Below are 12,679 nucleotides of genomic sequence, written 5' to 3' on the forward strand. Positions count from 1 at the left end.
TTTCTCGCAGATTTGTTAGCTCACGCAAAGGCGCAGAGGCGCTAAGTTTCTCTCTTACGCAATATCCCTTTTGAAAACTACTGCCTAGCCCTGATGGAAGTGGAAATCCTTTTGCTTTTTGATGTCAAAAAGCAAAAGATTGGAGCGTACAGCGGGAAATAGCTCCTAATTAAATTCCAAATTCCAAAAACTTCGAATTCTTTGAGACGGACACGATAATTGCTGTATACCTTATATATAATGTATAAAAAACAAACCGACAGGTTTTGGAAACCTGTCGGGTTATAGAAATGAAATCATTCCTTATATATAGGATTGTTTTATCCTTATTATATTAGGACAAGACGGGTTATAATATGACAATCTATATTCTTCTTACATATTATAATATAAACATGTAGATATGTATTGTATGTATTTTTGTAATGCGTTATATTTGCATTCACAAAATTATAAACAATGATTAAGATTACTTTACCCGACGGGTCAATTAGAGAGTTTGCTTCAGGCGTAACTCCGATGGAGGTTGCAAAAAGCATTAGCGAAGGATTTGCAAGAAATGTGATTTCTGCATCTTTTAATGGTACAACAATTGAAACCGAAACTCCATTGACGACCGACGGTAGTCTTATATTATATACCTGGAATGATGCAGAAGGAAAAAAAGCTTTCTGGCATTCGACTTCGCACGTCATGGCGCAAGCCCTTGAAGAATTGTATCCCGGAATTAAATTAACTCTTGGACCTGCAATTTCAAACGGATTTTATTATGATGTGGATTTTGAAGATCAGAAAATAACTGATGCTGACTTTAAAAAGATCGAAGATCGTGTCCTTGAGATTTCAAGAGGCAAACATGAGTTTAAAATGCGTGCAGTTAGCAAAGCTGATGCTTTAGCAATGTATAAGGATAACGTTTACAAAACTGAATTGATTTCGAATCTTGAAGACGGAACTATTACGTTTTGTGATCACGCTACTTTTACTGATTTATGCAGAGGCGGACATATTCCGAATACCGGAATCATCAAAGCTTTTAAAATCATGAGTGTTGCAGGTGCTTATTGGAGGGGTGATGAGAAAAACAAACAGCTGACTCGTGTTTACGGAACTTCTTTCCCTAAACAAAAAGACTTAACTGAATATCTTGAACTTCTTGAAGAAGCCAAACGTCGTGATCACCGTAAACTTGGAAAAGAACTGGAATTGTTTGCATTCTCTCAGAAGGTTGGCGCCGGCTTACCTTTATGGTTACCGAAAGGTGCTGCTCTTAGAGACCGATTAGAACAATTTTTAAAGAAAGCCCAAAAGAAAGCAGGATATGAGCAAGTGGTTACTCCGCATATTGGACAAAAGGAACTTTATGTAACTTCCGGTCACTATGCGAAATATGGTGCTGATAGTTTTCAGCCTATAAATACTCCGGCTGAAGGGGAAGAGTTTTTACTGAAACCAATGAACTGTCCTCATCACTGTGAGATTTACAATGTAAGACCATGGTCGTACAAAGATTTACCAAAGCGTTATGCTGAATTTGGTACTGTGTACCGATATGAGCAATCCGGTGAATTGCATGGTTTAACCCGTGTTAGAGGTTTTACTCAGGATGATGCGCATATTTTCTGTACTCCGGAGCAATTAGATGAAGAGTTCAAAAAAGTAATTGATCTGGTATTATATGTATTCGGATCGTTAGGTTTTGAAAACTTTACCGCTCAAATTTCGCTGAGAGATAAAGAAAACCGAGACAAATACATTGGTACAGACGAAAACTGGGAAAAAGCTGAAAATGCAATTATCAACGCTGCTGCCGATAAAGGACTGAATACTGTTGTTGAATATGGGGAAGCAGCATTTTACGGTCCGAAGCTTGATTTTATGGTTAAAGATGCTTTGGGAAGACAATGGCAATTAGGGACAATTCAGGTGGATTACAACCTTCCTGAGCGTTTTGAGTTAACCTATAAAGGTGCTGATAATGAATTACATCGCCCTGTTATGATTCACAGAGCTCCATTTGGATCAATGGAAAGATTTATTGCAATTTTACTGGAACATACCGCAGGAAATTTCCCACTTTGGCTAATGCCTGAGCAGGCTATTATCTTGTCTTTGAGCGAGAAATATGAAATATATGCTAAAAAAGTTTTAGATTTGCTAGAAAATCACGAAATTCGCGCCCTAATTGACAACAGAAGCGAGACAATTGGTAAGAAAATCAGAGATGCAGAGATGCAGAAATTACCTTTTATGCTTATTGTAGGTGAGGAAGAAGAGAAAAACGGAACAATTTCAATTCGTCGTCACGGTCAGGAAGGAAAAGGGAATATTACAGTTACAATTGATGAATTTGTCGCTATTGTAAACGAAGAAATAAAAAAGACATTAAAAGTTTTTACAGTTTAACTTAAATTATAAAGTCATAGCAATAAGAAGCAACAGAGGTTACCAACCTCGAGTAGAAAAAAAGGATGCACACAGAATAAATAACCTTATTCGCGGTGTGCAAGAAGTAAGACTAGTAGGTGAAAACATCGAACCAGGTGTATTTAAACTTGCAGAGGCTTTACGTTTAGCGGATCAATTTGAATTGGATTTGGTTGAAATTTCGCCAAATGCTGAGCCGCCGGTTTGTAAAATCATGGATTACAAGAAATTTGTTTACGAACAAAAGAAACGTGATAAGGTATTAAAAGCTAAGTCTACACAAGTTGTAGTAAAAGAAATCAGATTTGGTCCTCAAACGGATGAGCATGATTACGAATTCAAAAGAAAGAATGCTGAAAAGTTCCTGAAAGAAGGTGCTAAACTAAAAGCATTCGTTTTCTTTAAAGGACGTTCGATCATCTATAAAGATCAGGGTCAGATTTTATTACTGCGTCTGGCAACGGATTTAGAAGAGCATGGTAAAGTAGAAGCTATGCCTGTGTTAGAAGGAAAGAGAATGATTATGTTCATTGCTCCGAAGAAAAAGAAATAGTGTTCAGTTTGCAGTTTCAGTATTCAGTTTTAAAACCTGAAACTTTAAACTTGAAACAAAGAAATAAGTAAGTAAGAATAAATTAAAACACTAGGAAAAATGCCTAAAATGAAAACAAAATCTAGCGCCAAGAAACGTTTCAAAGTTACTGGTTCTGGAAAGATTAAAAGAAAGCATGCTTTTAAAAGTCACATCTTGACTAAAAAATCTAAAAAACGTAAATTAGCTTTGACACACTCAGCGCTAGTTCACTCTACAGATATGAAAAGCATCAAACAACAATTAAGAATTATCTAATAATTCTTTAGGTTAAAAATCATTTAAATATAACCTTGGAGTATGGCCATTAAGTTCCTTTGATTTAATTCAGGACGCCTGCTACAAAAACACATTAAAATTATGCCAAGATCGGTAAATTCAGTTGCTAAAAGAGCAAGAAGAAAAAAAATAATGAAGCAAGCCAAAGGTTTCTTTGGTAGACGTAAAAACGTTTGGACAGTTGCTAAGAATGCAGTAGAGAAAGCAATGTGCTACGCTTACCGCGATAGAAAACAAAACAAAAGAAATTTCCGTGCTTTATGGATTCAACGTATCAACGCCGGAGCCAGATTAGAAGGAATGTCTTATTCTCAATTCATGGGTAAAGTTAAAGCTAACGGAATCGAATTGAACCGTAAGGTTCTTGCAGATTTAGCGATGAACCACCCTGAAGCTTTCAAAGCAATACTTAATAAAGTAAAATAAACGTTTTATAAACTCAATTTAGATTACTTACTTATCATAGAAAAACCATTCGTTAACGCGAATGGTTTTTTGTTTTACAGCTATTTTTTACATTAATTCAATTAGATAAAAGATAACTTTGTCCTATGAAAAAATCATTTCTTATTTTAGTTTTAATTCACTGTCTGGCTATAGCAGCCCAAGCGCAGACGCTTACAAAGAACGCTATCAGTACAATAATTGGAATAATAGACAAACGGGATTTAAATTGTGCTAGTGAAATTGAAAGAGCCAAAACAGATTTCAAATCAAAAGAAGTTTTTTACTATATCGAACCCGAAGGATATCCGGATAGCAATCATAAAAGACATTTCCCATTTTTAAGCGAATTACTTGAGAAAAAAGGAATCCAGTTTTCAACATCAAAAGAATTGGAAATAGCCTCTTTTTGGATGGAAACTGCTAATGAAAAATATCCGGCAATTACGAATTGCTATTACAAGGCATCTAATGAATTACTTGATATAAAATATGGCTATCAATTCACCCGGAAAATAGAACAAACAGCTGACAGCTTGTATGTAATAAGCAGGATCAATGACATTTTTGACTACCCGAATGAGGTAGATGCCTACTGCATGATATACCCAAAAGCTGCAGATTTCCTTGATCAGAAAATTCAAATTCAAAAAGATTTTTTTTCCAATTTCAAATTTCCTGCTGGTTTTATACATCTAACAGATAAAAGAGATTTTATCGCGAAAACTATGTTTATAATAAATAGAGATGATAAAGTCTCTGATATCAGGATAAATATTGAATTTGAAAATCCGGAAAATCAAAAATTTAATACTGAAATCGTTAATCAACTTATTTCTTTTATTGAGAATGCAAAATGGAAAGCTGCTGTCTCAAGCGGTGTAAAAGTAAACAGCTCTTTTAAGATTAACTTCTATAATGAAATTATTTAACCTTCTGAATTTAAAAAGTACATTTGCACAGGAGCAAAACTTTACTTTATGCACAAACCACTTATTGACCATATTGAAAAATTTGTCACATTAGAACCTTCAGAAATTGACACTTTAGAATCGTGCTTAAGTTTGTCTAAAATTAAAAAGAAGGAACATGTATTGCAGGAAGGCCAAACCTGTAATACTCTTTATTTTATCGTTAAAGGATGTATGAGGCAATATATTATCAATTCCAAGGGAACTGAGCAGACCCTTCAATTTGGCATAGAAAACTGGTGGATTACAGACTATTTAAGTTATCACAACCACACTCCTTCCCACTTCTACATTCAGGCTGTAGAAAACTGTGAAGTTATCGCAGTTGAAAAGCCAATTCTTGAGTCTATTCTTATTCAGATTCCAAAACTGGAGCGGTACTTTAGGGTTGTTTCACAGAAATCATTCGGGGCAGCTCAAATGCGAATCAAGTTTTTGTTCACGATGTCTGCTGAAGAAAGATACCATCATATCAATAACCTGTTCCCTGAATTTGTACAACGCGTTCCTCAATACATGCTTGCCTCCTATTTAGATTTTTCGGCGGAGTTTATGAGTAAAATCAGAGCGGGGAAAGTCTAACCGGAATTTCTTGAAGTAGTTCAAGTTTTAAAAAGCAGATATAAATGAACTTTGTATCAAACTTTAAAAAACAAGTAAAATGAAACCAAGAATCGTTATTCCCAAAGTAGCTCCTGAAGCTTATCAGGCCATGTTAAGTTTAGAAAAATACATTGCTACAACATCATTAAGTCCTGTTCACAAGGAATTCATCAAAATTAGAGCATCGCAAGTAAATGGATGTGCGTACTGTATTAACATGCACACTGCAGATGCACGAAAATTAGGTGTATCTGAACAACGCATTTATTTATTAAGTGCATGGCGTGAAGCTGATGTCTATACGGAAGAAGAAAAAGCAATTTTAGCACTGACTGAAGAAGTGACCTTAATAAGCCATCATGTCTCTGAAGAAACGTATGAGCATGCTGCAAAATATTTTGATGAAAAATCACTTGCTGAGATAATTATGATGATCATTACGATCAATGCCTGGAACCGAATCGGAATTGCTACCGGTATGAGAGCTGTATAATTTTAAAGATAAATTTTACAAAAAAAGCACAAATGCAAACCCTCGTCTTCGAGGGTTTATTCGTATGTACCTGTATATGAGAATCTGATCATTTTAATTTTAAAGAATATTCAAAATACCGTATTTCTACGTGTTGTCAATTTATAGAATTTTCTATTTTTGGCGCAATGATACCACAAAAAATACTAGTTTACCTTTACATATTTTTTACTCTCCTTGTCTTTTCTTCGTGTCAAAAGAAAGGTATTTTCATTCCAAAAGAAACAAAAAGCAAAACCGAAGTCCGAAAACTTATCGCGACTGCCGATCATTTTAATACTGCTAAACAATTTGACAGTGCTTTTTACTATTATAACAAAGCCAAAATAAATTGCAATCCGGGAAATAATACCGATGATTATATCTACTGCATATGGAATATGGCAGATATACAACACAATCAGGACGACTTTATTGGAAGTGAAAACACAGTAAAAGAGGCTTTACCATTCTTAAGCAGTAGTAAAAACGCAATTTATAAGTGGAATGTTCATACCATTTCCGGTAATAATTACATCAATCTTTACAATTATGATTGTGCCCTATATTCTTTTAAAAAGGCATTGCGCCTAAAAACAGATGAGACCAGAAAACTAAAAGCAAAAAACAACATTGCCTCTGTCTTTATCAAAGAGCGGAAATACAATGAGGCTTTAGAGATATTACTCTCTTTAAGTCTGAACAGAACTCTTCAGCAGAATCCGGAATACTACTCTAAAATACTTGATAAAATTGGCTTTTGTTATTTTAAACTGGAAAATAAAATGGCCCTGTCCTTCTATACCAAAAGCTTAGCCATAAAATCTAAGCTGAAAAATGATTCTGAATTGGGTAAAACGTATTATTATCTTGCCGAATATTATCAAAAAAGCAATCCGGTTTTATCTCTAAAATATGCCAATCTGAGTTACAAAAAATACACTATCACCAATTGCATTGACAATCGATTAAAGACTCTTGCGCTTCTTATAAAAAATAGTTCCGATACCAGATTAAAAAGAAATTCAATTTTATATGTTGCCTTAACAGACAGTGTTTTCGAAATAAAACAAAAAGCAAAAAATCTATTTGCAAGAATTAAATATGATTCTAAAAAAGAAAAAGAGGAAAACTTAAAATTAAAATCTCAAAAAATTAAAAATGAGCTGCAGTTAGCAAGACAGGAAACGCGAAATATTATTTCTTATGTGATTATTTTAGTCGCTTTGGTCTTTATAATTATTCTCTATTTTTATCTAAAATCCAGAGCTAATCGCGAAAAAATAAAGGCAACTTATCATAGTGAGACCAGGATCTCGAAAAAATTACATGACGAGCTCGCCAATGATGTTTACCATGCCATGGTTTTTGCAGAAAATACAGACCTCTCTACACCTGGAAACAAAAAACAATTGTTAGATAACCTGAATACTATCTATTCCCGAAGCGGAGACATCTCAAAGGAAAAATGCCCAATCAATACCGACAAAGATTATTTAATTTCATTGAAACAAATGATTTCGGGATTTCACACCCCAAAAAGTAAGCTGTTACTAAATGGTTTAGACGCTATTCGATGGAATGAAATTGAAAAAATCCAAAAGATAAATATCTACAGGACTGTACAGGAATTACTGGTAAATATGAAAAAACACAGTAAAGCAACCTTAGTTATTCTTACTTTCAAGGAAAACAATAATAACATATCAATTGATTATACTGATAATGGACAGGGTATTGACCTCAAAAAAATAGTAGTGAAGAATGGACTCTATAATGTAGAAAACCGAATCTCCGCTGCAAAAGGAAGTATTGCTATTGAATCAAATCCGGAAAAAGGTTTTAAAGTGTTTATTAAATTCCCGTTAGTCTAATGAAAAACACTATAAATCCTTTTCTCAAACAAATTTCCGCCAGATATTTTCTGGCCAAAATAGCGGTGTTTTTACTCGTTATTTCATCTGTTCATTCCTGCCGGAGAGAAAATCATATTCTATACAAACAAAAAGATCATACTGCTGCGATTAAAAAAATTATAGATACGGCAGATTTTTTCTTTGATACTAATAAAAGAGACAGTGCTTTTTATTACTTCAATAAAGCCTTGTCGCTCAGTGAACCGACAAAAAATCCGGATGAATATGTTTATTCTTTAGCCTGTATGTCTGAAATGCTGCAGCTTGAAGGTGACTATATCAAAAGTGAATATTTGCTGACTAAGACCATGCCGTATCTAAACAAAACAACAAGGCCCCGGTATAAATGGTATGTATATACCGTTATGGCTAAAAATTATCACAATACTTACGATTTAAAAAATGCCCTTTTGTATAATAAAATGGCATTAAAACATACTCTTTCTATATTAAAAAAGAATCAGACACTCAGCAATATAGCAGGTGTTTACACGGATCAGGAAAAATATGATGAAGCTATAAAAATATATTTTCCCCTGGTTCAAAAAAACTATGTTGACAAAAACAATTTAGATTTCAGCAAAAGAAACCATGCCATAGAGTTGAATAATCTCGGGTATTGCTATTATAAAACGAATAACCCGAAGGCCTTACAATGTTTTAATGAAAGCTTAAAAATTAATCTTCAGATAAATGATCAGGAAGGTGTGATGTTCAATCACAGATTTATTTCATTTTATTATTTAAAAACCAATCCGAAACTTGCTCAGCAACATGCTAAATTAGCATATGAGATATCGATTAAAGATAAATTCCCAACAAAAAGAATCAGTTTTTTAAGCGTACTAGTACATTGCAGCAGCGGGGAAGATCTGAAAAAATATGTTCTTGAATACATACATCTTACCGATAGTATCAGGGAGGTCAGATTAAAAGCAAAAAATCAATTTGCCCAGATTAAATATGATTCAAAACTGGACAAGGCAGAGAATTTACAGCTAAAAACGCTACAGGCAGAAAATGAATTACAATTAGAACGCCAAAAGAACCGAAATATAATCTCTTATATAATTATTTCCTGCATCCTTGTATTGATATCATTTCTGTTTTTTCATTTCCGCATCAAAGGAAACAGAGAAAAGAACGAAGCTATTTACAACAGTGAAATACGAATTTCGGAGAAACTAAAAAAAGAACTTTCCAATACTATTTATGACACTATTTCTTTTGCGAAAATCGAAGATCTTGAAAAACCGAAAAATAAAGAACTATTATTAAACAATTTGGAAATTGTATATTCCCGCACCAGAAATATTTCAAAAGAGAACAGTCATATTGTCACAGACGAAAATTACGTTTTGGTACTAAAAGAAATGATCGCCGGATTTAAAACCCCGAATGTAAACATTTTATTAAATGGTCTGGATACAATTGCCTGGAACAACGTTGATAAGAACAAAAAAATAATTCTTTACAGAGTGATTCTGGAGTTATTTACCAATATGAAAATGCATAGCGAGGCAACGCTCGCAAGTATCACTTTCAAGATAAATAATAAAATTTTATCCGTAAACTATACTGATAATGGGGTTGGGCTTACAAAAAATGCATTTATTTTAAAAAATGGACTACAAAATGTGGAAAGCCGTATAAAAACTATCAATGGAACTATTATTTTTGACACTTCTTCCCGAAGTGGATTTAAATTAAGTTTTACTTTTTCTATATAAAAAAACAGTAGTATGTTCAAAAAGGTTTTAGTTGCAGAAGATTTAGATAGTATAAGCATTGGAATTGTCCAGGTTCTTGAAGATCTGAACATCCCCGTAATTGATCACGTAAAATATTGTGATGACGCGTTATTAAAAATAAAAAAAGGAATGACCGAGAAAAATCCCTACGATCTTATAATAAGTGATTTATCATTCAAATCAGATCACAGGAAAACAACACTTTCTTCGGGAGAAGAACTTATAGCAGCCGTAAATGAAGCACAGCCATCCATAAAAAAAATTATATTTTCGATAGAAGACAAATCTTATCGCATCAAATCTCTTTTTAATGATTTAAAAATTAATGCCTACGTCTCCAAAGGACGAAATAGTATTGATGAATTGAAAACTGCCGTGGAGCGGACTTTTAAAAATGAGGAGAAAATACTATCGTCTGATTTATCCTTTAGTTTTAATGACAAAGCCTTAATTGAAATTGAATCTTACGATATCTCCATCTTAAATCTTCTGGCTAAAGGCTATACCTTAGAAAATATCTCAAACGAATTTAAAGCTGCTTCAATAACTCCGAATGGCACAAGCAGTATCGAAAAACGAATTAATAAACTAAAAATATACTTTAAGGCCAACAACAATGTTCATTTAATTGCCATTGCCAAGGACTTTGGATTGATTTAGTTTTTAATTCCGTTACGGTTTCCCGTAAGGAAAATTGTTTTTATAGCTTTAAATTTGTGTAGAATCTATTAAAAAACAGATGAAACCAAAATCCATAATTAATTTAGAGAACAATAAAAGCCGTAAAATTATTTCCAGAATTAATACGTCTAAAAATAAAATTGTGATCAAAGCTATGTTACTCTGTCTTTTTCTTTCCATCAGTTTCGCTTTCATATCTGAAAAAACAGGATGGATTGAAGTTGACTGGAATATTATTTTTATTCCAACATTACTGGTTTTGCAAATAATCATTATAAGTACTGCCTTAAAAAACAGATATAAGAAACATTAAAAATACTGGCTTTAAAAACCATTGATTCTTAAAATGGAAGTGAAAAATTTTGAAATGCGTATATTTGATCCTTTACATACTGCATGAAAAATATCCTAAGCCTTTTTATTCTATTCTTTACTTTTCAGTCTTTTTCTCAGGTCAAAGTCTTGTCCTGGAACATAGAAAACTTTGGGAAATCAAAAAATGAAGCCCAGTTAAATTTTATCGCAGGCACGCTCCGCGAATATGACATTATCACCATTCAGGAAGTCGTAGCAGGTTATGGTGGTGCCCAGGCAGTTGCCAGCCTTGTTGGAATTTTGAATAAAAAAGGTTCTAAATGGGATTATCGTGTAAGTGATCCTACTAGTGGCAGCAGCTATAAAAAAGAACGATATGCCTTTATATGGAAAACCAGTAAAGCATGTATAAAAGGAAACGCCTGGCTGGAAAAAAAATATACGCTCGAAATTGATCGTGAACCTTATTTTGCGAGTTTTGAAGTGGGTAAAAAAACAATTACGCTGGTTACTTTCCACGCCATTACAAAAAGCAAACAGCCTGAAACAGAAATAAAGTTTTTCAAATTTCTCCCACAAGAATATCCGAACCTAAACTTAATTTTTATCGGGGACTACAATTGCCCTCAATCGCATACTGTTTTTAATCCGTTGAAAAAAATGGGTTATGCTCCTGTTTTTCAAAATCAAAAAACGACTTTAAAACAAAAATGTATCGGTGAAAATTGTCTGGCATCAGAATTTGACAACATATTTTACAGAACAACTTCTTTATCGCTGGTCAATTCAGGAATAAATCCCTTCTATAAAAAATTTAATTCCTTACAGGAAGCGCGAAAAATATCGGATCACATTCCGATCTGGTTTGAATTTTCAATTAAATAAATTACGTTTTAAGCTTTTTCTTTCTGGCAGCAGGGAACAATACATTATTTAATATTAACCTGTAACCCGGAGAATTTGGATGTAAATCTAAAACGGTTGGAGGATCCCCTACCTGATGCTGGAAATCTTCCGGATCATGGCCACCGAAAAACGTAAACATTCCTTTTCCTTTTTCTCCATGAATGTACCTGGACTCTCCATTAAGTTCACAAACACCCATTACCAATACATTCGATTTTATTAATGCGGAATCGAAAGAGGTGGTCTGTCCCATGAACCCTTTTACCAATTGGGTGTGATTTTGGCATAACATACTTGGAATAGGGTCCCATTTTGCTGAAAATTCCATGAGGGAAAAATAGTCTTTTTCCATTTGAATTTTTCGTTTAGAAGTCATATCGATATCTGAAAACTCATATACTTCCGGTTTTCTTTCTAAGGTAAAGTTTTTAAACGCAAAAGAATTGGCATAATTTAATTTAGACTGATAATTGGATTCACTTGCATCGCCGTCAAACATGGCTTCGCAAATATCCACTCCGTCTGCAGCCAGTGCAATATCAAAACTATCTGTTGCAGAACACATGGCAAACATGAATCCTCCCCCTACGACAAAATCCCTGATTTTTTTGGCAACTGCACCCTTTTCCTGCGATACTTTGGCATAGCCTAATTTAGCTGCCAGTGCTTCGGCATCCTTTTTTTGGTCAATATACCAGGGTGTATTTTTATAAGCAGCATAAAATTTACCATACTGACCCGTGAAATCTTCATGATGCAAATGCAGCCAGTCGTAAAGAAGCAATTGATCACTCAAAACTTCTTCATCATAAATGGGTGTAAAAGGTATTTCGGCATAAGTTAAAACCAGCGTTACGGCATCATCCCAAGGCTGTTTTCCTTTTGGTGTATAAACGGCAATTTTCGGTGCTTTTTCAAGAACTACGGATTCCATATTCTGTGAAGGACTTGAAATATCATTTAAAATAGAGGCTTCTTCACTATCTGAAATTATTTCAAAACTAACTCCCCTGATTTTACATTCCTTTCTAATTTCCTCTGCATCGGGCAATAAAAATGAACCTCCGCGATAATTCAGCAGCCAGCTGGCTTTATAATCTTTACTTAAGCACCAATAGGTAATTCCGTAGGCTTTAAGATGATTCTGTTGTGTAGTTTCATCCATTGGCACTAATATAAATGAGGCTTTGGCGGATGTTACTGATAATAGAAATATGAAAATATAAATGAATCCTTTATGCATCAGAAAATTATTTTAGTAAAGATATAAAGGAAGGATTAAA

General features: G+C 33.8%; 13 protein-coding genes. 12 read left to right on the forward strand and 1 reads right to left on the reverse strand.

Translation table 11 applies throughout. The features are described from left to right. Positions 1-459 precede the first annotated feature (459 nt). The 12 genes from thrS to LPB89_RS13995 all read left to right on the forward strand — a co-directional run bounded on the left by thrS (position 460) and on the right by LPB89_RS13995 (position 11,375). Entirely contained in the window at positions 460-2,406 is a 1,947-nt protein-coding gene (gene thrS / locus LPB89_RS13940) for a threonine--tRNA ligase (RefSeq protein ID WP_230702376.1), read from the forward strand. Positions 2,407-2,428: 22 nt separating this feature from the next. After that, positions 2,429-2,980, forward strand: coding sequence for a translation initiation factor IF-3 (gene infC / locus LPB89_RS13945; RefSeq protein ID WP_081491471.1), 552 nt, complete (start codon positions 2,429-2,431; stop codon positions 2,978-2,980). Between the two features lie 99 nt (positions 2,981-3,079). Further along, positions 3,080-3,277 (forward strand): 50S ribosomal protein L35, encoded by a 198-nt coding sequence (gene rpmI / locus LPB89_RS13950; protein ID WP_007810722.1) that lies wholly within the window; start codon positions 3,080-3,082, stop codon positions 3,275-3,277. Between the two features lie 102 nt (positions 3,278-3,379). Continuing rightward, positions 3,380-3,724 (forward strand): 50S ribosomal protein L20, encoded by a 345-nt coding sequence (gene rplT, locus LPB89_RS13955; RefSeq protein ID WP_007810721.1) that lies wholly within the window; start codon positions 3,380-3,382, stop codon positions 3,722-3,724. A 125-nt stretch (positions 3,725-3,849) separates the two neighbouring features. Continuing rightward, entirely contained in the window at positions 3,850-4,674 is an 825-nt protein-coding gene (locus LPB89_RS13960) for a hypothetical protein (protein ID WP_230702377.1), read from the forward strand. Positions 4,675-4,722: 48 nt separating this feature from the next. Further along, positions 4,723-5,295 (forward strand): Crp/Fnr family transcriptional regulator, encoded by a 573-nt coding sequence (locus tag LPB89_RS13965; protein WP_230702378.1) that lies wholly within the window; start codon positions 4,723-4,725, stop codon positions 5,293-5,295. Between the two features lie 79 nt (positions 5,296-5,374). Next, positions 5,375-5,809, forward strand: a complete 435-nt coding sequence (locus LPB89_RS13970; RefSeq protein WP_230702379.1) for a carboxymuconolactone decarboxylase family protein — start codon at positions 5,375-5,377, stop codon at positions 5,807-5,809. A gap of 167 nt (positions 5,810-5,976) precedes the next feature. After that, complete coding sequence (locus tag LPB89_RS13975; protein ID WP_230702380.1) at positions 5,977-7,701, forward strand: ATP-binding protein; 1,725 nt, start codon at positions 5,977-5,979, stop codon at positions 7,699-7,701. Beyond that, on the forward strand, positions 7,701-9,473 hold the full coding sequence (locus tag LPB89_RS13980) for a tetratricopeptide repeat-containing sensor histidine kinase (RefSeq protein WP_230702381.1): 1,773 nt from the start codon (positions 7,701-7,703) through the stop codon (positions 9,471-9,473). The genes LPB89_RS13975 and LPB89_RS13980 overlap by 1 nt, the downstream gene beginning before the upstream one ends. A gap of 12 nt (positions 9,474-9,485) precedes the next feature. Further along, positions 9,486-10,154, forward strand: coding sequence for a response regulator (locus LPB89_RS13985; protein WP_230702382.1), 669 nt, complete (start codon positions 9,486-9,488; stop codon positions 10,152-10,154). A gap of 79 nt (positions 10,155-10,233) precedes the next feature. Next, positions 10,234-10,488, forward strand: coding sequence for a hypothetical protein (locus tag LPB89_RS13990; RefSeq protein ID WP_230702383.1), 255 nt, complete (start codon positions 10,234-10,236; stop codon positions 10,486-10,488). 83 nt (positions 10,489-10,571) lie between these two features. Continuing rightward, positions 10,572-11,375 (forward strand): endonuclease/exonuclease/phosphatase family protein, encoded by an 804-nt coding sequence (locus LPB89_RS13995; RefSeq protein ID WP_230702384.1) that lies wholly within the window; start codon positions 10,572-10,574, stop codon positions 11,373-11,375. Position 11,376: 1 nt separating this feature from the next. Here LPB89_RS13995 and LPB89_RS14000 read toward each other — a convergent pair whose 3' ends face one another. Beyond that, positions 11,377-12,639 carry an asparagine synthetase B gene (locus LPB89_RS14000; protein WP_230702385.1) on the reverse strand — a complete coding sequence of 421 codons (1,263 nt, stop codon included), beginning with the start codon at positions 12,637-12,639 and terminating at the stop codon, positions 11,377-11,379. Between the last annotated feature and the right edge of the window lie 40 nt (positions 12,640-12,679).

The organism is Flavobacterium sp. ENC (assembly GCF_020991415.1).
In the GTDB taxonomy this organism is placed as follows: Bacteria; Bacteroidota; Bacteroidia; order Flavobacteriales; family Flavobacteriaceae; genus Flavobacterium.

Bases quoted from the DNA above. Each gene is read 5' to 3' on its own strand.
- thrS (WP_230702376.1), top strand. From the start codon at position 460: ATGATTAAGATTACTTTACCCGACGGGTCAATTAGAGAGTTTGCTTCA.
- rpmI (WP_007810722.1), top strand. From the start codon at position 3,080: ATGCCTAAAATGAAAACAAAATCTAGCGCCAAGAAACGTTTCAAAGTT.
- rplT (WP_007810721.1), top strand. From the start codon at position 3,380: ATGCCAAGATCGGTAAATTCAGTTGCTAAAAGAGCAAGAAGAAAAAAA.
- LPB89_RS13960 (WP_230702377.1), top strand. From the start codon at position 3,850: ATGAAAAAATCATTTCTTATTTTAGTTTTAATTCACTGTCTGGCTATA.
- LPB89_RS13965 (WP_230702378.1), top strand. From the start codon at position 4,723: ATGCACAAACCACTTATTGACCATATTGAAAAATTTGTCACATTAGAA.
- LPB89_RS13970 (WP_230702379.1), top strand. From the start codon at position 5,375: ATGAAACCAAGAATCGTTATTCCCAAAGTAGCTCCTGAAGCTTATCAG.
- LPB89_RS13975 (WP_230702380.1), top strand. From the start codon at position 5,977: ATGATACCACAAAAAATACTAGTTTACCTTTACATATTTTTTACTCTC.
- LPB89_RS13980 (WP_230702381.1), top strand. From the start codon at position 7,701: ATGAAAAACACTATAAATCCTTTTCTCAAACAAATTTCCGCCAGATAT.
- LPB89_RS13985 (WP_230702382.1), top strand. From the start codon at position 9,486: ATGTTCAAAAAGGTTTTAGTTGCAGAAGATTTAGATAGTATAAGCATT.
- LPB89_RS13990 (WP_230702383.1), top strand. From the start codon at position 10,234: ATGAAACCAAAATCCATAATTAATTTAGAGAACAATAAAAGCCGTAAA.
- LPB89_RS13995 (WP_230702384.1), top strand. From the start codon at position 10,572: ATGAAAAATATCCTAAGCCTTTTTATTCTATTCTTTACTTTTCAGTCT.
- LPB89_RS14000 (WP_230702385.1), bottom strand. From the start codon at position 12,639: ATGCATAAAGGATTCATTTATATTTTCATATTTCTATTATCAGTAACA.